Annotated in this window: 22 protein-coding genes; 11 read left to right on the forward strand and 11 right to left on the reverse strand. The window is 71.2% G+C overall.

Annotated features, from left to right (window positions below):
• Positions 1 to 5: 5 nt before the first annotated feature.
• Entirely contained in the window at positions 6 to 1,079 is a 1,074-nt protein-coding gene (locus tag AB0B58_RS11130; RefSeq protein WP_360221224.1) for an alkene reductase, read from the reverse strand.
• A 124-nt stretch (positions 1,080 to 1,203) separates the two neighbouring features.
• On the opposite strand from AB0B58_RS11130, the gene AB0B58_RS11135 reads away from it, so the two are divergent.
• Complete coding sequence (locus AB0B58_RS11135) at positions 1,204 to 1,605, forward strand: MerR family transcriptional regulator (RefSeq protein ID WP_360221227.1); 402 nt, start codon at positions 1,204 to 1,206, stop codon at positions 1,603 to 1,605.
• Here AB0B58_RS11135 and AB0B58_RS11140 read toward each other — a convergent pair.
• Positions 1,595 to 2,557, reverse strand: a complete 963-nt coding sequence (locus AB0B58_RS11140) for a CPBP family intramembrane glutamic endopeptidase (protein WP_360221230.1) — start codon at positions 2,555 to 2,557, stop codon at positions 1,595 to 1,597. The two genes, AB0B58_RS11135 and AB0B58_RS11140, sit on opposite strands and share 11 nt — an antisense overlap.
• Before the next feature lie 161 nt (positions 2,558 to 2,718).
• Here AB0B58_RS11140 and AB0B58_RS11145 point away from each other — a divergent pair, with 161 nt between their 5' ends.
• The gene (locus AB0B58_RS11145; RefSeq protein WP_360221233.1) at positions 2,719 to 3,282 is read left to right on the forward strand and encodes a phosphotransferase; all 564 of its coding nucleotides are present in this window, start codon (positions 2,719 to 2,721) and stop codon (positions 3,280 to 3,282) included.
• A gap of 3 nt (positions 3,283 to 3,285) precedes the next feature.
• Here the strand turns inward: AB0B58_RS11145 and AB0B58_RS11150 are convergent, their stop codons facing one another.
• From AB0B58_RS11150 to AB0B58_RS11165, 4 genes are all read right to left on the reverse strand, one after another.
• Entirely contained in the window at positions 3,286 to 3,429 is a 144-nt protein-coding gene (locus AB0B58_RS11150) for a hypothetical protein (protein ID WP_360221236.1), read from the reverse strand.
• Between the two features lie 178 nt (positions 3,430 to 3,607).
• On the reverse strand, positions 3,608 to 3,988 hold the full coding sequence (locus AB0B58_RS11155; protein ID WP_360221239.1) for a hypothetical protein: 381 nt from the start codon (positions 3,986 to 3,988) through the stop codon (positions 3,608 to 3,610).
• A gap of 213 nt (positions 3,989 to 4,201) precedes the next feature.
• A complete protein-coding gene (locus AB0B58_RS11160; RefSeq protein WP_360221242.1) occupies positions 4,202 to 5,395 on the reverse strand; it encodes a CU044_5270 family protein in 1,194 nt (397 codons plus the stop codon).
• Positions 5,385 to 5,996, reverse strand: coding sequence for an RNA polymerase sigma factor (locus AB0B58_RS11165; RefSeq protein ID WP_360221245.1), 612 nt, complete (start codon positions 5,994 to 5,996; stop codon positions 5,385 to 5,387). The genes AB0B58_RS11160 and AB0B58_RS11165 overlap by 11 nt, the downstream gene beginning before the upstream one ends.
• Before the next feature lie 294 nt (positions 5,997 to 6,290).
• On the opposite strand from AB0B58_RS11165, the gene AB0B58_RS11170 reads away from it, so the two are divergent.
• Entirely contained in the window at positions 6,291 to 8,216 is a 1,926-nt protein-coding gene (locus tag AB0B58_RS11170) for a response regulator (protein ID WP_360221248.1), read from the forward strand.
• A 12-nt stretch (positions 8,217 to 8,228) separates the two neighbouring features.
• On the opposite strand, the gene AB0B58_RS11175 is transcribed toward AB0B58_RS11170, so the two are convergent.
• Both AB0B58_RS11175 and AB0B58_RS11180 read right to left on the reverse strand, forming a co-directional pair.
• Positions 8,229 to 9,836, reverse strand: a complete 1,608-nt coding sequence (locus AB0B58_RS11175) for an acyl-CoA synthetase (RefSeq protein ID WP_360221251.1) — start codon at positions 9,834 to 9,836, stop codon at positions 8,229 to 8,231.
• A gap of 29 nt (positions 9,837 to 9,865) precedes the next feature.
• On the reverse strand, positions 9,866 to 12,769 hold the full coding sequence (locus tag AB0B58_RS11180; RefSeq protein ID WP_360221254.1) for a crotonase/enoyl-CoA hydratase family protein: 2,904 nt from the start codon (positions 12,767 to 12,769) through the stop codon (positions 9,866 to 9,868).
• 112 nt (positions 12,770 to 12,881) lie between these two features.
• On the opposite strand from AB0B58_RS11180, the gene AB0B58_RS11185 reads away from it, so the two are divergent.
• Positions 12,882 to 13,544 carry a TetR/AcrR family transcriptional regulator gene (locus AB0B58_RS11185; protein WP_360221257.1) on the forward strand — a complete coding sequence of 221 codons (663 nt, stop codon included), beginning with the start codon at positions 12,882 to 12,884 and terminating at the stop codon, positions 13,542 to 13,544.
• A 2-nt stretch (positions 13,545 to 13,546) separates the two neighbouring features.
• On the forward strand, positions 13,547 to 14,698 hold the full coding sequence (locus AB0B58_RS11190; protein WP_360221260.1) for an acyl-CoA dehydrogenase family protein: 1,152 nt from the start codon (positions 13,547 to 13,549) through the stop codon (positions 14,696 to 14,698).
• 21 nt (positions 14,699 to 14,719) lie between these two features.
• Here the strand turns inward: AB0B58_RS11190 and AB0B58_RS11195 are convergent, their stop codons facing one another.
• Both AB0B58_RS11195 and AB0B58_RS11200 read right to left on the reverse strand, forming a co-directional pair.
• Entirely contained in the window at positions 14,720 to 15,880 is a 1,161-nt protein-coding gene (locus tag AB0B58_RS11195; protein WP_360221263.1) for an AI-2E family transporter, read from the reverse strand.
• Positions 15,881 to 15,984: 104 nt separating this feature from the next.
• A complete protein-coding gene (locus tag AB0B58_RS11200; protein ID WP_360221266.1) occupies positions 15,985 to 16,164 on the reverse strand; it encodes an antitoxin in 180 nt (59 codons plus the stop codon).
• Between the two features lie 103 nt (positions 16,165 to 16,267).
• Between AB0B58_RS11200 and AB0B58_RS11205 the strand changes: the two genes are divergently transcribed.
• The 3 genes from AB0B58_RS11205 to AB0B58_RS11215 all read left to right on the forward strand — a co-directional run bounded on the left by AB0B58_RS11205 (position 16,268) and on the right by AB0B58_RS11215 (position 17,098).
• Positions 16,268 to 16,471: a hypothetical protein gene (locus tag AB0B58_RS11205; protein ID WP_360221269.1), complete on the forward strand. Its 204-nt coding sequence runs from the start codon at positions 16,268 to 16,270 to the stop codon at positions 16,469 to 16,471.
• A gap of 70 nt (positions 16,472 to 16,541) precedes the next feature.
• A complete protein-coding gene (locus tag AB0B58_RS11210) occupies positions 16,542 to 16,742 on the forward strand; it encodes a hypothetical protein (RefSeq protein ID WP_360221272.1) in 201 nt (66 codons plus the stop codon).
• An 89-nt stretch (positions 16,743 to 16,831) separates the two neighbouring features.
• Positions 16,832 to 17,098 (forward strand): CDGSH iron-sulfur domain-containing protein, encoded by a 267-nt coding sequence (locus AB0B58_RS11215; protein ID WP_360221275.1) that lies wholly within the window; start codon positions 16,832 to 16,834, stop codon positions 17,096 to 17,098.
• A gap of 10 nt (positions 17,099 to 17,108) precedes the next feature.
• Here the strand turns inward: AB0B58_RS11215 and AB0B58_RS11220 are convergent, their stop codons facing one another.
• Positions 17,109 to 18,122 carry an iron-containing redox enzyme family protein gene (locus AB0B58_RS11220; protein WP_360221278.1) on the reverse strand — a complete coding sequence of 338 codons (1,014 nt, stop codon included), beginning with the start codon at positions 18,120 to 18,122 and terminating at the stop codon, positions 17,109 to 17,111.
• A 190-nt stretch (positions 18,123 to 18,312) separates the two neighbouring features.
• On the opposite strand from AB0B58_RS11220, the gene AB0B58_RS11225 reads away from it, so the two are divergent.
• Genes AB0B58_RS11225 through AB0B58_RS11235 form a run of 3 tightly spaced genes read left to right on the forward strand, consistent with a single transcriptional unit; the run spans position 18,313 to position 20,014 of the window.
• A complete protein-coding gene (locus AB0B58_RS11225) occupies positions 18,313 to 19,032 on the forward strand; it encodes a hypothetical protein (protein WP_360221281.1) in 720 nt (239 codons plus the stop codon).
• The gene (locus tag AB0B58_RS11230; RefSeq protein ID WP_360221284.1) at positions 19,029 to 19,436 is read left to right on the forward strand and encodes a phage holin family protein; all 408 of its coding nucleotides are present in this window, start codon (positions 19,029 to 19,031) and stop codon (positions 19,434 to 19,436) included. The genes AB0B58_RS11225 and AB0B58_RS11230 overlap by 4 nt, the downstream gene beginning before the upstream one ends.
• On the forward strand, positions 19,412 to 20,014 hold the full coding sequence (locus AB0B58_RS11235; RefSeq protein ID WP_360221287.1) for a DUF3618 domain-containing protein: 603 nt from the start codon (positions 19,412 to 19,414) through the stop codon (positions 20,012 to 20,014). Before AB0B58_RS11230 ends, AB0B58_RS11235 begins: the two co-directional genes overlap by 25 nt.
• Positions 20,015 to 20,024: the final 10 nt, after the last annotated feature.

Below are 20,024 nucleotides of genomic sequence, written 5' to 3' on the forward strand. Positions count from 1 at the left end.
TCGGTTCAGACCTCGTGCCGATACGTCGGATAGGTGATGTAGCCCGTGTCGCCGCCCGCGTACCAGGTGGCCTTGTCGTCCTCCGCGATCGGGAGCTCCTGACGCAGCCGTTCCACCAGGTCGGGGTTGGCGATGAAGGCGCGGCCGAAGCTGATCAGGTCGGCGCCCAGCCCCAGCCACCGCTCGGCGGCCGCGGCGTCCGTCTTCGCCGGGCCCATCGGGAACGCCGGGTTGACGATGAGGGTGCCGGGCCACGCCCGGCGGAGCCCGACCAGCACCTCCTCGGCGGTGGTCAGCTCCAGGTGAAGGTAGGCCAGCCCGAGGGGCGCCAGCTCGGCGAGCAGCGCGGCGTACATCTCGGGCACGTCGGTCTCCGCGGCGCCCCAGATCCCGGCGCCCGGCGACAGGCGGATGCCGGTACGGTGAGCGCCCACCGCCTCGACCGTCGCTGACACCGCCTCCACGGCGAACCGGATCCGGTTGGTGATCGACCCGCCGTAGCCGTCGGTGCGCACGTTGGCCGTGCTGGAGAGGAACTGCGAGATCAGGTATCCGTTCGCGCCGTGCAGCTCCACCCCGTCGAACCCGGCGTCGAGCGCGTGCCGGGCCGCCTCGGCGTACGAACGCGCATGCTCGGGCACCTCCGCGGTCTCCAGCGCCCGCGGCACCGGCGCGGGCTTGGGGCCGGTCGGCGTGAAGAGATCGCCGACCGCCGGTACGGCGGACGGGCCGACCGGCTGCATTCCCGTCGTCTCCGGGTGCGACACCCGGCCGCCGTGCATGAGCTGTGCGAAGACGCGCCCGCCGTTGGTGTGCACCGCGTCGGTGACCTGCTGCCACGACTTGGCCTGCTCGGCGGTGTGCAGACCCGGGGTTCCGGGGTTGGACTGCCCCACGACGCTGGGCTGAACGCCCTCGGTCACGATGAGGCCCGCGGTGGCCCGCTGGGCGTAGTAGGTCGCCATCGACGGCGTAGCCAGGCCGCCCTCGGCGGCGCGGACCCGGGTCAGCGGGGCCATCACCACGCGGTTGGGCAGGACCAATTCGCCGAGCTGGTACCGGTCGAACAGGGTCGTCATCAGGCACTGCCTTCCAGGAGGGTCACGATCATCGCGCCCGCCGACCGGACGCGCCGCTACGCTAAGACCTGACACTGACGTCAGATGCAAGCTTTGCGGAGCGGATCACATTCAGGAGGCCACGATGCGGATCGGCGATCTCGCGGCGCAGACCGGCGTGAGCGTGCGTTCGCTGCGCTACTACGAGGAGCAGGGCCTGCTGGTCAGCACCCGCAGCCAGAGCGGGCAGCGCCGGTACACCGACAATGAGATCGCGCGGGTGCGGTTCATTCAGCGCCTGTACGCCGCCGGGCTCTCCAGCCGTACGATCGCCGAGCTGCTGCCGTGCGTCGACTCGCCGACCGCGCAGAACGCCGACGCCGCCTGGGAACAGCTGCACGAGGAGCGGGACCGCATTACGCAACGCATCGATGAGCTCGCCCGGGCCCGGGACGCGCTCGACAAGCTGATCGACATCAACCGGGAGCATCGAGCCCGGCTCGGCCGGCACACCGACATCCCATCGGCCGCGTCGATCAGCCGTTGAGCGCCGGTATCCGGGCCGGGCCGGATACCGGCAGCTCCAGATCCGCCGCGGCGACGGTGCGGGTCGCGACGCCGCGTCGCCGGGCGAGCCATGCGATCACCCCCGCGTACCCGAGCAGCACCGGCAGATCGATCAGCACGTACCTCCAGGGCATGTCGGCCGCGGTCTGGTCCACACCGAGGTCGCCGAACGCCGCGCCCAGCAGGCTGCCGAGCAGGTTGTTCGCGAGATGCAGGGCGATCGCCGCCTCCAGACCGCCGGTGCGCACCGTCAACCAGCCCGTGACCAGGCCGAACACGACAAGATCGGCGAAACCCCACGGGGTACCCCAGCCGTGCAGGGCCGCGAAGACGACGGCCTGGAAGGCGATCGGCAGCCACGGGCCACGACACCACGCGCCGAGGCCCTGCAACAGCCAGCCGCGGGTGAGGTACTCCTCCGCCGCGACCTGCGGCGGCACCACGAGCAGGAGCACGAGCGCCGACGCCGCGAACGGACCCCACCCGGCGAGGCTGCCGGTGAGTCCGCCGTCCTCGCCGGTCGCCGTGTCCAGCGCCGCGCCCGCACCCAGGAACAGGGCGATGGCGGCGCCCGCGATCGGCAGGCAGGTGAGCAGCCAGCGCAGCCGCAGCCGCCCGGTCACCGACGACAGCGTTCCGGCCGGGCGGCACTGGATCCACCGGGCCGCCATCAGCACGACCGGCAGCAGCGCCGCGACCGTCAGGAAGGCCAGGGCCAGGTCGGCGCGGGCACCGAAGCTCGGCACCCCGTCCGCGCCGACCGGCCGGCCCGTGATCGCGGCCACCGTGGCGCCGGCGAGGAACACGCCGATGGCCGTCACGACGCCGCCGGCGACGATGAAGAGGGTGCCCAGGACCGTACGCCACCAGCGATGGGCGGGGGTACGTGCCAGGCGGTGGTAGGGCTCCAGTGGCCCCGCGACGTTCAGCATGCAGGAATTGTGGCGGCGGACGCACCGCGCGCGAATCCCTCCGAGGCCGGAAACCGTCCTCTGCCTCAGGTTATAGGTCCCTCCGCGCCGGGCAATGCCGGTTGCGGCCGCCGCCCGAAACTGGCACCGTCGCGATGAGACGAAGGCGATCCTGTCATCCGTTGACCCCGGCCGCCGCCTCGCCGACGGCCCTGCGCACCGCCGCGGAGTTGCTACGGCGCTACCACGACGCGTCCGTCGGCTACGACGGTGGTGACCTGTCCGGGCCGATGTTGCCGGCCCGCTCGCCCGCCGAGGTTGTGTGCCACGGCGACTACGCGCCGCACAACTGTGTCCTCGACGGCGAACGCGTCGTCGGAATCATCGACTTCGACACGGCACATCCGGCACCCCGCGTCTGGGATGTCGCCTATGCCGTGTACCGATGGGCACCGATTACCGCTCCGAGCAACAGCGACGGGTTCGGCACTCCGAGGCAGCAGGCCGAGAGGGCCCGTAGGTTCTGTGACCACTATGGACTCGAAGAGGTCGACCGTGGCCGCCTGATGGACACGATCGTCGCCCGGTTGACCGCGCTCGTCGACCACATGCAGGCCCGCGCGGAGGCCGGCGACGCCGCGTTCGCCGGCCACCTTGCCGCCGGCCACCACCTGTTGTACCTGAACGACGCGGCCTACATCCGCGACAACAAGGCAGCCTTCGACCGGATCGTTCTCAGTCCGTAGGCGTCACGGTGCGGCCGCGCGCCACGCCGCGGTGACACACAGCTCGTCGACGGTCCAGCGGCCGTCGCGCTCACCGTCGCGCAGGAGCCGGCGCACCGCAGCCAGATCCGCCGAAGGCGGAACCTCGAGGACGACGAGTCCGAACATGCCGTTCCCGACCACCTGTAGCGAAGCGAAGTCGGCGAGGACGAGGCGCTCGGGGCGGCAAGGAAGGCATCGACGAGGTGCATGACTGGCGCGCAGGCAGGTTCGTCGACACCTCTTGAGCAGGTGCGGGTGCCCCGTCGTCCGCTGCGGGGCACCCGCCGGGCGGAACCTGCTCCGCTCAGAGAGTGCCGGTCTCCCCGCCTCTGCTGACCGTCCCGGTGCCGGCGAGGAGTTCTGCGCTCCGCCCGAATCCGCCGCCGCCTACGATGACGCCGGAAATGAGGTCCGTTTTCGACCCGCTCCCGAAGCCACCTATCGAGCCGCCGGCGAGGCTGACCGTGTCCGATGCGGACCCCCCGGTGCTACCGCCGATCGCGCCGCCGGCGATGACCACGGTGTTCGATCGGCTGAACCCGCCGCCACCCATTCCGCTGCCGGCGAGGAACACGGTGTTCGAGCCGCTGGCCGCCGTCGTCGTCGGCGCGGCCGCGCCGAGCAGCGCGGCGATCGCCGTACCGGCCACGGCAGCGCCGGCCAGCAACGTCTTTCCTGACTTCATTGATCGTCTCCCTACGGTGTCGGGCAGCGCCGATGCGGCCCTGCCCGAATATAGAGCGGTCGATCTTGGCTCCCTCGGCGCCACAATTGACAGTGATCGTGATCTCCCCGCCGCCGGACTGAGATCCCGGAGGCGGGACTCTCGAGACAGGCGGTGATGCCCCAGCCGTCGGCCGTGACATCACCGCCTGCGACGCGGCGACCGTAGCGAGGGTTACGGGCGCTTGCCGGCCTTGTCGACGATGGCGACCCGCAGCAGCGCGGACTTGTAGATGACATCGCCCGCCTTCGGATTGGGTCCCAGCCGGGTGATCCGGGTGGCTCCCTTACGCCTGTCGGGCGAGGAGAGCACCTGCTCGCCGGCCGGATCGAACTCGGCCCCGATGATGTTGTGGCCGAGATAGGTGTAGGTGATCGGGTCGAAGAGCAGCTCTTCGCGGGTGCCCGCCTCGGTGCGGGTCACCGCGACGCCGGCGCGCCCCGCGGCGTCGGTCACGTCGCGGCGCACCTGAACTCCGGGGATCCGACCGGCGGCCCGGAAGGCGGCCTCCTGCACGGCCGGCAGGTGATTCTTGTACAGGATCTCGGCGATCCCGGTGAACGCGCGCTGGTCGGCGGAGAGCCGCACGAATCCGCGTGGTCTGCCGTCCGGCCCCGAGCCGACGGACACCAGCACCGGCCGGTCGGCGGCGAGCGTGTACACGTACGCCAGGAGGCGGTCCGCATCGGTGGGGACGCGGCCCGGCTGGTAGGCCGGCTCAGGCGTGCAGGCGACCTTGGGCGTGGTCTCCGGCCGGTCGATCGTCTGTGCCTGCCGCCCCTTCGTGCAGCCGTCGATGTGGGTGCGCACGGGCGACTTCGCCGCCTCCTGGATGACCAGCCCGTCACGGGTGCCGTCTACCGACAGCCACGTCCGCGTGCGCAGCGGCCGGGAGACCGTGGTCTTGCCGGAGACGATCTCACCGTTGCGATTCTCGTGGAGGTCGGTCCTCGACTCGACCTCGAAGGAGTCGATGAACAGGAACTGGTTCGGCCGGGCGTCCATCGCCGGGGTCTCGGCGCTGTGCTGGGCCGCCAGCAGCAACACCTGCCCGGCGTCCGGCAGGGCCGGCGGCACGGCGTCCGGCCTCGCCGCGACGCCCGTTGCGCCGGGCGGTGCCGGCCGGCCCCGCGTGTCGTCGGGCAGGTTCAGGGCCACCAGGGCCACGGCGACGGTCGCGGCGGCGACCGCGGGCGTGCCGATCCGCCAGGCCAGGCGTACGCCGCGCAGCGATGACAGCAGCCGTGGTGGACGGGCCGGCGGCCGCATGGCGTTCATCACCCGGTGGCGGACCTCGGCCGGTGGTTGATCCTGCATCGGGGCCAGGCTCGCCCCGAACTCCTCGAGGACGGACAGGTCAGACTTCATGACTCTCCTCTGTGTTCATGGTCGGATCGAAGCCGCGCAGTGCCAGGCGGACCTTTCGCCGGGCCCGGCTGAGCCGGGAACCCACGGTGCCCGCAGGGATGTTCAAGGAGTCGGCGACCTCGTCGTAGCTGAGCTGCCCCCACGCCACCAGCAGCAGCACGTCGCGGTCGCCCGGCGCCAGGTCGGCGAGGGCGGCGGCCAGCGGGCCCCGCGCCGCATCGGCGACCACCCTGGCCGTCACCTGATCGGCGGGGCCGTCCTGCACCGTGTCGTGCGTCGTGCGGGCCATGGCGCGGTAGCGCGCCCGTTCCCGCCGGTGGTGGGTGGCCAGCTCCCGGGTGAGGATGCCGAACAGCCACGGCCGGGCGTCCTGGCGGTCGAGGTCGTAGGACGCCCGCCCGCGAAATGCCGCCAGGAACGTCTCCGCCACCACGTCGTCGGCGATCTCCGGACCCACCCGTTGATACGCGTACCGGTACAGCATTGCGGCGTACCGGTCATAGATGGCCGCGAACCGGTCCGGGTCCGCCAGCGACGCGCGAATCACCGCGGCGTCGGAGTCGGCGTGGGTGTCGGCGGCTGCCTGCGTTACCGCAGCCATGAGTGATCGGGCCGTTGCATAAGGTCGAGCTCCTGTCCTTTGGGCTTACCTTCCACCTAGGTGTATGCACGAGGCCCGATCCGTCTTCACGATTCTCCAGAAGGGCTCTGTCGCGTTGACAGAGCGTCGACGAACGATCGATCAGCCTCCCGTGATCGGCGCCGCGCGGGTACGGTATGGGTGATCAGGGCATTCTTCATAAAGTACGCAAAGCGGGCTAGGCCGTGCAGAACGGTCAGGAGTTGGCTGCGTGGGGGTCCCGTCATGATCCACATTTCAACGTATCGGCACCGCTTGGGACCCGCGCTGGCCCACGCCGGTCGCGGCCTGAAGTCGTCGACGGCCCTGGTGGCCGTGGCCGCGTTGGGCGTCACCCTGTCGGCCGTCTACGCCACCGTGTCGTCTACGCCGATGGTGGCGCTCGGCATGATGGCGGCCGGACCGTGCCTGGCCGTCGGCTCCTCCCGGCCCCGCGCCGTCGCCGCCATCGGCGCCTACGCGCTGGCGCTGACCGCGTGGATCTCCACGACCCAGGAGCTGTGGACCACGACCGTGGAGACGCGGCGGCTGCTGCTCATCACCGGCGTCACCGTGCTCTGCGTCGCCCTGGCGCGCAGCCGGCAGGTCGCGGAGCGGCAGGCGGCCAAGGAACGGGCGAGGCTGGAGGAGATCGTCCGGTCGTCCGGCGACGCGATCATCACCTGCTTCCTGGACGGCAGCATCACCGCATGGAATCCGGCCGCGGAACGCATCTACGGATACACGGCCCAGGAGGCGATCGGATCCAGCATCACGATCATCGGCGTCACGCAGGATGAAATCGCCGTGATGGCGCGGCTGGTTCACCAGCACAGGATCGAGGACTTCGAGGTCGAGCGGAGACGCAAGGACGGCAGCCCAGTGCCCGTGTCCGCCAGTGTCGCGGGCCTGCGCGACAGCGACAATGGCGTCTTCGAGGTCTGCGTCACCCATCGGGATCTCACCGCGCAGCGGTCCATGGAGGCCCGCGAACGGCTGATGAGTGAGCGCTCGGCCCAGGGTGAACGCCTCGAGAGCCTGGGCCGGCTCGCCGGTGGCGTGGCACACGACTTCAACAACCTGCTCGCGATCATCCTCAACTACACCGACTTCGCCATCGAACAGGGCGCCGGCGAGGGCAGCGCCCAGGACGACCTCAACCGGGTACGCGGCGCCGCCGACCGCGCCCGGATGCTCTGCCGCCAGCTGCTGATCTTCGCCCGGTGCGAGCCGACCGACGCCGAACCGATCGATCTGAACCGGATCCTCGCCGACTCCCGCGACCTGCTCGCCCCGATGCTCGGCGAACACATCGAGCTGACCGTGCACCGGGCGAAGGAGCCCCTGATGGTCGAGGCCGAACGGACCCAACTGGACCAGGTCCTGCTCAACCTCATCATCAACGCGCGCGACGCCATGCCGCACGGTGGCGCCATCGCCGCGCAGGCCGGCATCACCGAGGTCGACCAGGATCAGCCGGGCATTCACCCGGGAATACGACCCGGTTCCTACGTCGAGCTGCTGGTCCGCGACACCGGCGAGGGCATCGCGCCGGAGGTGGCCGCACACATCTTCGAGCCGTTCTTCACCACCAAACCAAAAGACCGCGGCACGGGCCTGGGCCTGGCCACGGTCTACGGCATCGTCACCGAGGCCGGCGGTGGCATCGGCGTCGACTCCGAACTCGGCGTGGGCACCACGTTCCGGCTCCTGTTCCCGGTCGCCGCCGAGTCCGCGACCCAGATCGACGCGCCGGTGCGGGCCCGCCCGCCCGTCGCACACGGCACGCACGTGCTCGTCGTCGAGGACCAGGAGGGCGTTCGGGACCTCGTCGTGCGCATTCTCAAGGAGCACGGCTACACCGTCACCGCGGCCGCCGACGGTTCGAGCGCACTGCAGGAGGTCGAGCACAAGCGCTTCGACCTCCTGCTCACCGACGTCGTCCTGCCCACCATGCCCGGCCCGACACTGGCCGAGCTCATCCAGGAGAGCCAACCCCGGCTACCCGCGCTCTTCATGTCCGGCTACGCTGCGGGCCTGCTGAGCGCCGAGCACGGCGTCGATCGCGAGATCGAGCTGATCCAGAAGCCGTTCACCGCCGACGAGCTGCTGGACCGGGTACACCACGTGCTGACCGCCGCCGCGCCCGAGACCGACCGCGCGCTGTCCGACCTCGACGGCGGCGCCATCCGCCGACGATGAGCGGATGCGGAGCTAACCGCTCTCGGGCAGCGGGCCGGTGGGCAGCAGCCGGCGCACCACCTTGCCGGTGGCGTTGCGCGGCAACTCGTCGAGGAAGACGACGTCGCGAGGCACCTTGTAGCGGGCCAGGTTCGCGCGTACGAAATCCTTGATCTCCTGCGGGTCTCGCGCCGCCTCGCCGGTCGGCACGACGAACGCGCGCAGGCGCGTCCCGAACTCGGCGTCGTCGACGCCGATGACGGCGGCCTCGACCACGTCGTCGCGCCCGGCGAGCAGGTTCTCCACCTCGAGCGGGTAGACGTTCTCGCCACCGGAGATGATCATGTCGTCGTCCCGGCCGTCGATGAAGAGCAGGCCCTCGGCGTCGAAGTGGCCGAGGTCGCCGGTGGCCATGAAGCCGTCGATGACCCGCTTGCGCTGGCCGTCGGTGTAGCCCTCGAACGGGATGCCGGTGCGCACGAACACCCGGCCGATCTCACCGGGCTTCGCGACGCGCCGGTCCGCGTCGTCGAAGAGCGCGACGTGGACGGTGACCGGGGGCCGGCCGACGGTACCGGGGGCCCGCCGCGACTCGTCGGGCCTCGCCACCGAGGCGACGGCGACCTCCGTCGAGCCGTACACGTTGTGCACTACGTCGCCGAAGATGTCCTGGAAGCGGGTGGTCAGCTCGGGTGCCAGCGGGGATCCGGCGACGAAGACGGTCTTCAGCGAGGTGGTGTCGTACCTGCCGATCACGTCCGGGCCCAGCGACAGGATCCGGGTGAGCATGGTGGGCACGGCGACAAGCATCTGTGCGCGGTGCTCGGCGATGAGCCGCAGGATGTGTTCGGCGTCGAAGCGGCGCATCAGCACGGCGTGGTTGGCCAGCGAGAGCCCGACGGTCCAGGCGCCGAACCCGGTGCTGTGGAACAAGGGCGACGCGATCACCGCGGCGCCCTGCCGGGGGAACGGGATCCGGTCCGCGATCAGCGCGCTGGCCAGCGGCGACACCTTGGTACGCGGAGCGCCCTTCGGAAGTCCCGTGGTGCCGCTGGTGAGGATGATGAACCCGCCGGGCTTCTCGGGCCGGGGCAGCGGTGTCGTGGGGTGCGCGGCGATCAGCTCGTCGATCGACGTGCCGGGAGAACCCCAGGTGAGGTACCGGGTGATGTCGGCCGGCAGCCCGTCGACGACGTCGGCGAACTCGCTGTCGTGCAGCACGACCCGGACCTTCTCTCGGGCGGCGACCTCGATCAGCTGCTGCTTGGCGAGTCCGGTGTTCATCAGCGCGAGGCGCAGCCGGGCCCGGGCGGTGGCACTGACGGCGAGCAGCAGGCCGCGGTGGTCGCGGGCCAGCACCCCGACGACCGAGCGTTCCGGCAGGCCGAGCCGGTCCAGGGCGTGTGCGAGGGCGTTGGACTGCTCGTCGAGCTGCCGGTACGTGAGGGTTCCGCGTTCGTCGGTGACGGCGGGGGAGTCCGGGTGCTCGGCAGCGGCCTTCATGATCAGCGCGGCGTGCGGGCCGAGCCGGGCGTTGTTCACGGCGGCCCGCAGCAGCCGGTCGGGACGCAGGAGGTTGACGATGCCGATCTGGTGCATGCGACCGACGGCGTGCAGGTGTTCGAGCGTGTTCCTGATCATGGTCGGCACCTTCGTTCGAGGGGGAGTCGCTAGCGGCCTTTCCATACGGGAGCGCGCTTCTCGGCGTACGCACGGACGCCCTCGGCGGCGTCCGCCGAGCCGATCACCTCGGCGGCGATGCCGGAGAGCCGGTCGAACGCCTCCGCGGTGCTCCAGTCGCGGTGCTCGTCGACGATGCGTTTGGACAGGAGCACGGCGAGCGGCGCGTTGGCGGCGATGCGGTGTGCCAGTTCGAGTGCGGTCGCCAAAGCCTCGCCGGGCGCGGTGATGCGGTTGACGAGCCCGAGTTCGTGCAGCCGGCGGGCCGGCATCGGCTCGCCGGTGAGCGCGAGTTCCAGGACGGTGGCGCGGGGCAGGCTCTGCGCGAGCCGCAGCACCCCGCCGGCCGCGGCGACCAGGCCGCGCCGGACCTCGGGAATGCCGAAGGCGGCGTCCTCGGCGGCCACGATCAGGTCGGCGGCGAGCGCGAGTTCGCAGCCACCGGCCAGGGCGGCGCCCTCGACGGCGGCGATCAGCGGTTTGCGGGGCGGCCGGGCGGTGAGGCCGAGCAGGCCGCGGCCCTCGGTGACCGGGTACTCGCCGCGCGCCGCGGCCTTGAGGTCCATGCCCGCACAGAACACGGGGCCGCTGCCGGTCAGCACGGCGACCAGGGCGTCCGGGTCGACCTCGAACGCGTCCACGGCGCGTTCCAGGGCTCGGGCGGTCGCCGCGTCGACGGCGTTGCGGACGGCGGGCCGGTTGAGCCGGATCACGGTGACCGGGCCCTGCCACTCGACCAGCACGGGTGGAACGCCGGCCGGTGGCAGCGGCGCGGGCGTGGTGTCGGCGACGGTGAACCCGTCCCCGGTGACGTCGATGCGCCAGCCGAGCGGATCCTCGGCGCGCAGCCGGTCGATCAGCGCGCGGTCGCGGGTGCGGCGGATCACCCGCTCGCCGTCCGGGGTGAGGGCGGTGACGACGCCCGCCTCGGGCTCGCCGTCACGGCCGTACGGCACGGTGCAGGCCTCGAGGACGGCCGTGCCGGTGCGGATCGGGCCGACCTTGCGGGCGGCGGGGCGGGGCAGTCGCAGGTCGGCGTCGATGTCGCGGTACCCGCGCCCCGGAGGGCGGGCGGAGAACACCCCGATCGCGTGTTTGGTCAGATACCACCCGACGGCGGTGACCAGGCCGTATCCGTCCGGGTCGGCGCGCAGCAGAGGCACAAGGTTCGCGACGGCGTGACTCGCATAGTTGTTGCCGGGACCGCCGGCGAAGGTGAGTCCCCCGGTGACGGTGAGCGGGCGGTCCGGGTCGTCGATCGGCAGCCCGAGTTCGGCGGCGGCGATCTGCACCGCCGAGGGAAAGCATGCATACAAGTCTATGTGCAGGATGTCGTCGATGGACAGTCCGGTGTGTTCGAGCACTGCCCGCCCCGCGGCGTCGATCGCGGGCGATGCGGCCAGGTCGGCGCGTTCGGTGACGTACCACTCCTCGGTGGCGTGCGCGCCGGCGTGCGCGAAGACCCACCGGTCCTGGCCGATGCCGGCGCGCTGCGCGGCCTCGGCGCTGCACACGATGATGCCGGAGGCCTGGTTGACCTGCAGGTGGGCGGTGAGCAGTTTCGGGTACGGACCGGAGATCGGGCGGTTGACGCCGTCCGGTGCGCCCAGTTCGGCGGCGGTGCGCCGGCCGGGCAGCCACGCGTACGGATTGGTCGCGGCCACGTCGGAGAACCGGGACCAGAGCCCGGTGATCCGGGCGCGGTGCTGGTCCCGGGACAATCCGAGGCGGCCGCGGATCGCGGACTCGATGAGCGCGTACAGGTGGACGGGCGCGACCAGGCCCGCCGCGGTCTCGGCATCGTTGTTCGGTGCGGCATCGACGCCGACGGTGCGTGTCGGCGCCGTACCCTCCGGCTGCCGGGGCCAGGCCAGTTCGCGGCCCGCGCGCTCGGCGGCGTCGGCGGTGGCGGCGGCCTCGGCGCCGCCGAGCAGCGCGATCGAGACGCGCCCGGCGGCGATCGCGGCGGCCACGTCGTTGAGCAGCCGCAGCGGGCCGTCCCCGCCGAGGAGGCCGGTCTGCACGGTCTCGGCCGGCCGGGCATCGACCGCCTCGGCGATCAGGGCGGCGCCGTCCGGGTACTGCCAGGAGACGCTGGCGACGTAGCCGACCGAGTCGGCGCCGGCCAGCAGTTCGGCTCCCGCGCCGGCGTCCTTCGCGGCCAGCCGCAACGCGCGCACGGCGAGCGACACCGGGTCTGCGCCCCGCGGTTCGGTGGAGCGTTCGGATACCTGCCCGACGCCGACGACGACCGGGGTCCACGGGTCGATGTCCCGGCCGGTGCGCTCGTGGCGAATCGGGGCGGGTCTGGTGCGTGGGGTCCGCTTCGCGGCGGCGGCTCTCGCGGTGTGGCGGTTCGCCGGCGGGGCCTGAACAGCGGCCGCGGCGGCTGTCGCGGTGGGGCGGTTCGCCGGCGGTGCCGGGACGGCGACCGCGGCGGCCAGCTTCTCCAGGGACTTCTGCACGGCTTCGGCGAGATTGCGGGCCAGCATCGAGCCGAGTGGTCCGTCCGCCGTGCCGCCCTCGACGCCGCCGTCGCAGCGCACCAGCGCGCCGCCCGCGGTGGGCGCGACGGACAGGTACAGGCCGACGGCGATGCCCATCGGGCCGGTGCCGTCCAGCCAGACCGTCCGCGGTGCCTCTATGCCGGTGACCGTCCAGCGCACGTCGCTGGGCACGCCCATCAGCCTGATCCGCTGCGCCAGGCGCGCGCCGGGTTCGAGTTCGGCCGGCGGTGGCGCAGGCCAGCCGGCGTGCGGCACCAGCCAGTCGCCCATCCGGGCGGGGTCGGCGAGGACCGCGAAGATCCGGTCCGGGTCCGCGGCGATCTCGGTCGAGGCGACATAGGGGTACGCGAAGACGCGTGGTTGCTCGACGGGGTACGGTGCGGGCATCGACGTCTCCCTAACAGTCTGGCGTGACGGTATGTTAGTGACCTGGCTCACGGCAACCGTTGGGAAACCTTGTTGTGGACCCAACTAACCGTCAAGGCGTACGGTATGTGGCGTGGCGGTGGAACCGAGTCGACGAACCCAGGCGCAGCGCCGTGAGACGACCCGGTCGAAGATCCTCGACGCCACGGTGCAGTCCCTGGTCGAGCGCGGATACGCGGAGACCACCACGGCGGAGGTCCTGGCCCTGGCCGACGTGCCCCGCGGCACGCTGCTGCACCACTTCCCCACGAAGGTCGACCTCCTCGTCGCGGCGGTGGAGCACCTCGCCCGGCGGCGGCTGGACATGCTGTCCGCCGAGATCGCCGCCGTCCGGACCGCCGCACCCGACGGCACCGACCGGTTCGACGCCCTGATCGACATCATGTGGCGGCACTTCTCCTCGCCGCTGTTCTGGGCCGCGCTCGAGCTGTGGACCGCCGCCCGCACCGACGCCGAGCTGCGCGCGGCACTGATGCCGGTGGAGAAGGAGGTGTTCGGGGTGCTGCACGAGCGCGCCCGGCAACTGCTCGAGGGCCCCCCGCCCGGCGACCCGCGGCTGGCGACCGTGGTGCAGCTCAGCTTCGAGGTGCTGACCGGCCTGGCCATGACCGGCATCGTCAGCGGCGACCTGGCACACCGCGAGGTGCTCATCCGGCGCTGGAAACGCGCCGGCGCCATCCTGCTCGGCCTGCGCGACCCGGACACCCTCGTCGAACGCGGCGCAAAGGAGATCTGACCATGTACGACGATCCTTTCGAGACGACCGAGCGGACGGCGCTGCGCCAGGCGACCGCACAGTTCGTACGCCGTGAGATCACCCCGCACCTCGACGACTGGGAACGGGCCGGCGAGATCCCGCGCGACCTGCATCGCCGCACCGCCAAGGCCGGGCTGTACGGCGTCGGCTTCGCCGAGGAGCACGGCGGCGACGGCGGCGACACCGTCGACACGGTCGTCACCACCGAGGCCTTCCTGGAGGCGGGCGGATCTTCCGGCTGTCACGCCGCGCTGTTCACGCACGGCATCGCACTGCCGCACATCATCGCGGCCGGCGACACCACGCTGATCGACCGGTTCGCCCGGCCCGCCCTGGCCGGCGACGTGGTGTGCTCGCTCGGCATCACCGAGCCCGACGCCGGTTCGGACGTCGCCGCACTGCGCACCACCGCGGTCCGCGACGGCGACGACTACATCGTCAACGGCGCCAAGATGTTCATCACCTCGGGTACCCGCGCCGACTTCGTCACCACCGCGGTGCGCACCGGCGGTCCCGGCGCGTCCGGCATCAGCCTGCTCGTCATCGAGAAGGACACACCCGGTTTCGCGGTGTCCCGCCGGCTCGACAAGATGGGCTGGCTCTGCTCGGACACCGCGGAACTGTCGTTCACCGACTGCCGGGTGCCGGCCCGCAACCTGATCGGCGCCGAGAACGGCGGATTCGCGCTGATCGCCCAGGTGTTCGTGCCCGAACGGATCATCGCGGCGGTGCACGCGTACTCGGTGGCGCAGCGGTGCCTGGACCTCACCCTGGCCCACGCGCGCGCCCGCGAGACGTTCGGAAGGCCGCTGATCGCCCGGCAGGTGGTGCGCCACAAGCTCGTACAGATGCGGCAGCGCATCGAACTGGCCCGCGCATACACCCGGCTGGTGGCGGCCCGGCACGCGGCCGGCGCCCCGGTCGCCGGCGAGGCGTGCCTGGCGAAGAACGCCGCGGTCGACGCCTGCAAGTACGTGGTCGACGAGGCGGTCCAGCTCCACGGTGGAATGGGGTACATGCGCGAGACGGAGGTGGAGCGGCACTACCGCGACACCCGGATCCTCGGCATCGGTGGCGGCGCCAGCGAGGTGATGACCGACCTGGCCGCGAAGATCTTCGGCTACGACCACTGACCCCCTGCGGCGGGGCACCGATCAGCGGGACACCTTCGGTTCGGCGGCGTCCGCGGCGAACGCGGTATCGGTGTCGGCGGCCCCTGCGGCGGCCGCGGAGACGGGCGTCCGGTCCTCACCGACCGTCGGTTCGGCCTTGAGGCCTCCGCGGTGGGTGTCCCAGATGTCGCGGGCGAGGATCTGCAGGATGCCGGCGACCGGGATCGCCATCAGCGCGCCGAGGATCCCCGCCAACTCCACCGCGATGAGGATCGCGACGAGCACGGTGAGCGGATTCAGCTTCACCGTGCGGGCGAAGATCAGCGGTTGGAGCAGGTGGTTCTCCAACTGCTGGTAGAGCACGAAGAAGACGAGGACCACGATGCCGGCGGTGGTCGACTCGAAGAACGCGGTACCGGTCGCGACGATCGCGCCGAGCGTGGCGCCGACCAGCGGGATGAGGTCGACGAGCCCGACGAAGAGCGCGATCAGGCCCGCGAACGGAACGTTCATCACCAGCAGCACCACGAACGTGAACGTCCCGCAGATGACGCTGATCAGGAGATTGCCGGTGATGTAGCCGGTGATCGTCCCGGTGCAGTCCTGGCCGACGCGCCGGATGTGCTCGGCGCGCCGCGGCGCGAACAGGCCGAGGAACCCGTCGACGATCTTCGGCGCCTCCAGGACCATCAGGTAGGAGAGCACGAAGATGGTCACGATCCCCGCGACGCCGGTGGCCACGGAGCCCAGGAACGCCAGCGTCGGTGCGCCAAGGCCGGACGCGTACTCACGGATCCGGCTCTCGTTGTTCTGCGCGTACTCCAGCAGGTTGAACCGTTCGATCAGGTGTCCGGCCGGCCCCCGGCCGTTGCGAAGATCCTCGACGAACCTCGGGAGGTCCGCGACCACCTGGCTGCCCTCGCGCACCAGCGGCACGACGAACAGCGTGACCAGCCCACCCAGCAGCGCGAACGTCGCCAGAAAGACCAGCAGCGTCGCCAGCCAGCGCCTGCAGAACGGCACCTTGCGGGTCATCCAGTTCACGGCCGGATGCAACGCCACCGCGAAGAAGCCCGCTATCGCGATCCAGGTCAGTACCCGGCGGGTCTCGTACCCGATGAACAGCACGGCGATCGTGGCGAGCAGCAGGCCGAGAACGACCAGCGTGCGGCGCGCGACCCTGCCGTTGTCGGATTCCCCCATGACGCTGGGTTACCCCCTGCGTGAGCAGGAAAACGTCGCGCCCGTGTCGGCACGCACCGGCGCCGAGAACCCCGTTCGGGTTCCGGCACCGGATGCGCGCGGTACTACTGAACGGTGTCGCCGGCTCCCGTCCGCCGCTGCGCCTCGTCGACGCCCTTGGCGACGTGTTCGTCGTACTTGCCGCCGGTCCGTGCATCGATCTGATCGCCGGCCTTCTCCAGGCCCTGGTCGACCTTGTCGTCGTGCTTGGCGGCCAGTTCCTTGGCCTTGTCGAGGAGACCCATGGTCAGCGCCTTTCGTCGGTTACCGCATTGCTGCCCGCCAAGTGCTGTGTCAAACCGGTGGTGACCATGCTTAGCGGCGTGGGCCGCGGGGCATTACAGGACCATGATTTTCTACTGGATCCGACGTTTCGTCCTGATGGCGGTCGCCCTACCCGTCGCGGTTGCCGGTGCCCGCAAGCTGAGCGACGTGGTCGAGGCCCGGCGCGGTCCGAGCCGCGGTACCCGCCTGCTGCGCCGGGGTGCGGACGCCGTGCAGCGACGCTTCGGCCGGCAGCCGAAGCGTCGCAGGTTCAGCCTCGGTCGGTGACGGCGGGAACACCCGGCTCAGACCTTTGTCGGCGGTGTTTGGGCAGGTCCGCTGCGGGAACGTCAGTGACATGGGTACTTCCGGGCGTGAACCTGCCGCGGGCGCCGGCCTCGAGCCGCTCGGCGACCCCGACGAGCAGGGCGGCGACTTCGCCGAGGAACACCAGCAGTTCGTCGTCGAGAAGGCTGACGACGAGGGCGACGGTAGCGAGGGGGAGCAGGAGAGCCCTGGCCGCTACGGCGGCGGCCTCGATCAAGAGGGCCCGCCGTAGGCGCATCAGGCAGGGCTGGGGCAGCGTCCGTTATCGGACGTTGCCCCATTTTGGGGTTTCGGGCGCTTGTGCCGGGGCACATTCCGATCATGACTAAGCGCGAGGCTCCCGGTGAGAAAGACGAAGGGAAGCGTGGCGCGACCGTCGTGTTCTACGAGAACGGCCCATTGCTGCTGCGCGGCGACTTCACGCTGCGCACGCCGGACGGCGCGGTGATCGATCCGGGCCGGGGCACGGTGGCGCTGTGCCGCTGCGGCAAATCGGCGCGCAAGCCGTTCTGCGACGGCACCCACAAGGCCGTCAACTTCCGGGCGAGCGCGGGCCGCGACGTGGCAGCGCCGCGCGACGCCGCCTGACCGGGCTACCTCAGACGAAGCCCAGCAGTGAGCTCTCGCCCCGGTCCCAGTGCGCGAGCACCGAGGTCGCCCACAGAGCGCCGACAGCGAGCGCACACCGCGCGCCGAACAGCACGTCCGCGGCAAGCTCCGGCTCGGCGACACAGAACGAGCCGCACATGTCGTACGCCGCGATCTGCTCGTGCACCGCGTCCGCCTCGACGTGCTCATCGTAGAAGCGGGTCGCACCGGCGTCCCCGCCGAGGCGGCGCAGCCCGTCGCCGTACGCCCGGTTGGGCGCCGTCGACGTCATCTCGTACGCGGCCAGGTGCCCGAGCAGGGCGCCCCGGCGGCGACGGTGCAGACCGAACAGGGACATCAGGTTGTTGGTGGCGAGCGTCAGCGCCGGAGCCGCCTCGACGTAGGCGCCGTAGGTGGTGTCCAGCCCGAGCGCCGTCATGGTGTGGCGGAACAGCTCCTGGTGCATGCGGTTCACCCGCCCGCCGCCGTACTCGTCGATCTGGATCTCGATGAGCGCGGCCTTCGGCCGCCCGCTCAGCCGGGGGATCGCGAAGGTGTGCGGATCCGCCTCGCGCAGGTGGTAGACGGACCGGTGGGCGGCGAACTCCCGGAACTGCTGCCAGGTGGCCCGGCGCCGCAGATGTTCGGACAGCGAGGGGCCGCCGTCCTCCCCGGTCATCGCGACCAGCCGGCGCGCGATCGAGGCGGCGCTCAGCTCTTCGAGCACGGTGTCCCGATGAGGCGCGGTCAGCACCCGTAGCGCCGCCTCGAAGCGGTCTTCGGCGGCGTTACGCAGCCGGATCAGTTCGGGCTGCCATTCCCAGCGGTCGTCCACGCCGTCCCAGCCCCGATAAGCCAGCTCGTAGAGGACGAACAGGGTCAGCTGCAGGTCGTCGTCCGTCAGCCCGGACGCGGCCGCCGTAGGAAGCTCCTCGACGCCGGCCGGGTCGAGTTCGTGTGGAGCGCGTCCGAGCGCGGAGATCAGCGCCGTCGAGACGGGCCCGCGGGGCGTCGGCAGCTTCATGACGCGGTGTCCTGTCGGTTGGAGGGGCCCGGAATGGATGCCCGAACCGTCGTCGATCAAACCCGCCGGCTGCGACAACGTCAGGCCACCCGGGCCGCGATTCGTTTATTTGTCATGGAGCAAAGATGTGTGGCTCGAATTGCCGGGGGTAATCCGAGAGCACCGATACCTCAACCTCCGGAGACTCATGATGAGTGACGTATCAGCCGGTGCCCGTGCACCGGATCTGCCCTACCAGCCGCCGGTGACGGCGCGGCCGCAGCCGAGTCGGGAGGACGACCAGTCGTCCGCCACGCAGGTGGCGAACGAGGGTGCGCAGGCCGCCGGACAGGCCGCGACCGAGGTCAAGGACACCGCCAAGGAGCAGGCGCTGCGCGTCGGCACGGAGGCGAAGACCCAGGTCCGCAACGTGGCCTCGGAGGTGCGCGACCGCGTATCGCAGCAGGCCCGTACCCAGAACGACAATCTCGTCGGCACCATCCGCCAGACCGCCGACCAGCTCGACGAGATGCGCGGCGACCGGGCCGGCTCGCCGGCCGCCACGGTGGTCTCGCGGGTCGCCGACGGCGGCCGTCAGCTCGCCGACTACCTGGATCGCAACGGCCCCGAGGGCGTGTTGCGGGAGGTGCAGGACTTCGCCCGCCGCAGGCCGGGTGCGTTTCTGGCCACCGCTCTGGCCGCGGGCTTCGTGGTCGGCCGGCTCGGCAAGGGTGTCGCGAACGCGAACCCCGAGCCCGGGCAGGGCAAGCCGAGCAGCGACTCGTTCGTGTCGACCACCCCGTGGGCCGATCGTCAGCCGGGCGCGCCGGTGACCACCGAGTACGCGGCGACCGGCACGGGCACCCCGTCGGTTGTCGAGGAATACCCCGGCGAGGAGTTCGCCCTTGACAATCCGGGCGGTCGTCGGTGACCGCGCCGCATCCCGCGCAGCGCGCGGAGGAGACGTCGATCGGCGAGTTGATCGGGAACATCAGCGACGATCTCTCACAGCTGTTCCGCCAGGAGGTGGAGCTGGCCAAGGCCGAGCTGAAAGAGGAGGCGGCCAAGGCCGGTAAGGCCGCGGGGATGCTCGGCGGCGCCGGCTTCGCCGGCTACCTGGCCGTGGTGCTGCTCAGCTTCGCCCTGGTGTTCGGGCTCAGCAACGTCATGGACGCCGGCTGGGCCGCGCTGATCGTGGCCGTGCTCTGGCTGATCATCGGCGCCGTTCTGTACACGACCGGCCGTAAGAAGCTCAAGACCGTCGACCCGATGCCGCGGCGCACCGTCGACACGATCAAGGAGGATGCGCAATGGCTGAAGCACCCGACCGGCTGAGGCACGACATCGAAGAGACCCGCACGTCACTCACCCGCGACGTGGACCGCCTCGCCGAGAAGACGAGCCCCAAACGGGTCGCACAACGACGCTGGAACTCGGTCAAGGAGAAGGTCATGGGCACCTCGGAGCACGCCGCGCAACACGCCGCATCGGCCGCCGACACCATGCAGGGCAAGGCATCGCAGCTCGGCGACGCCGCGAGCGAGAAGGCCCATGACGTCGCCGGCACCGTCAAGCATGCGCCGCGGGCCGTCGCACAGCAGACCCAGGGCAACCCCCTCGCCGCCGGCATCATCGCGTTCGGCGTCGGCATGCTCGCCGCCACCCTGATCCCGGTCACCGACGCGGAACGCCGGGCCGGTCAGCAGCTCAAGGACCACTCCGACGACCTCACCGACCGGGTGAAGGACGTGGCCGCCGAGATGAAGGACGATCTCTCCGGCAGTGTCCAGCACGCGGTCGAACAGGTGAAGGAGACGACCACCGACGCCGCACGGACCACCAGGGACCAGGCACAGACCTCGGCACAGGACGCCAAGGACCACACGAGGCAGGCAGCGCAGAACGCATCCTGACCGGCACCAC

Source organism: Actinoplanes sp. NPDC049118, assembly GCF_040648555.1.
Lineage (GTDB): Bacteria > Actinomycetota > Actinomycetes > Mycobacteriales > Micromonosporaceae > Actinoplanes.

Coding starts and splice junctions, on each gene's coding strand:
- AB0B58_RS11130 (WP_360221224.1), bottom strand. CDS start 1,079: ATGACGACCCTGTTCGACCGGTACCAGCTCGGCGAATTGGTCCTGCCC.
- AB0B58_RS11135 (WP_360221227.1), top strand. CDS start 1,204: ATGCGGATCGGCGATCTCGCGGCGCAGACCGGCGTGAGCGTGCGTTCG.
- AB0B58_RS11140 (WP_360221230.1), bottom strand. CDS start 2,557: ATGCTGAACGTCGCGGGGCCACTGGAGCCCTACCACCGCCTGGCACGT.
- AB0B58_RS11150 (WP_360221236.1), bottom strand. CDS start 3,429: ATGTTCGGACTCGTCGTCCTCGAGGTTCCGCCTTCGGCGGATCTGGCT.
- AB0B58_RS11155 (WP_360221239.1), bottom strand. CDS start 3,988: ATGAAGTCAGGAAAGACGTTGCTGGCCGGCGCTGCCGTGGCCGGTACG.
- AB0B58_RS11160 (WP_360221242.1), bottom strand. CDS start 5,395: ATGAAGTCTGACCTGTCCGTCCTCGAGGAGTTCGGGGCGAGCCTGGCC.
- AB0B58_RS11165 (WP_360221245.1), bottom strand. CDS start 5,996: ATGGCTGCGGTAACGCAGGCAGCCGCCGACACCCACGCCGACTCCGAC.
- AB0B58_RS11175 (WP_360221251.1), bottom strand. CDS start 9,836: ATGATCAGGAACACGCTCGAACACCTGCACGCCGTCGGTCGCATGCAC.
- AB0B58_RS11180 (WP_360221254.1), bottom strand. CDS start 12,769: ATGCCCGCACCGTACCCCGTCGAGCAACCACGCGTCTTCGCGTACCCC.
- AB0B58_RS11190 (WP_360221260.1), top strand. CDS start 13,547: ATGTACGACGATCCTTTCGAGACGACCGAGCGGACGGCGCTGCGCCAG.
- AB0B58_RS11195 (WP_360221263.1), bottom strand. CDS start 15,880: ATGGGGGAATCCGACAACGGCAGGGTCGCGCGCCGCACGCTGGTCGTT.
- AB0B58_RS11200 (WP_360221266.1), bottom strand. CDS start 16,164: ATGGGTCTCCTCGACAAGGCCAAGGAACTGGCCGCCAAGCACGACGAC.
- AB0B58_RS11205 (WP_360221269.1), top strand. CDS start 16,268: ATGATTTTCTACTGGATCCGACGTTTCGTCCTGATGGCGGTCGCCCTA.
- AB0B58_RS11210 (WP_360221272.1), top strand. CDS start 16,542: ATGGGTACTTCCGGGCGTGAACCTGCCGCGGGCGCCGGCCTCGAGCCG.
- AB0B58_RS11215 (WP_360221275.1), top strand. CDS start 16,832: ATGACTAAGCGCGAGGCTCCCGGTGAGAAAGACGAAGGGAAGCGTGGC.
- AB0B58_RS11220 (WP_360221278.1), bottom strand. CDS start 18,122: ATGAAGCTGCCGACGCCCCGCGGGCCCGTCTCGACGGCGCTGATCTCC.
- AB0B58_RS11225 (WP_360221281.1), top strand. CDS start 18,313: ATGAGTGACGTATCAGCCGGTGCCCGTGCACCGGATCTGCCCTACCAG.
- AB0B58_RS11235 (WP_360221287.1), top strand. CDS start 19,412: ATGGCTGAAGCACCCGACCGGCTGAGGCACGACATCGAAGAGACCCGC.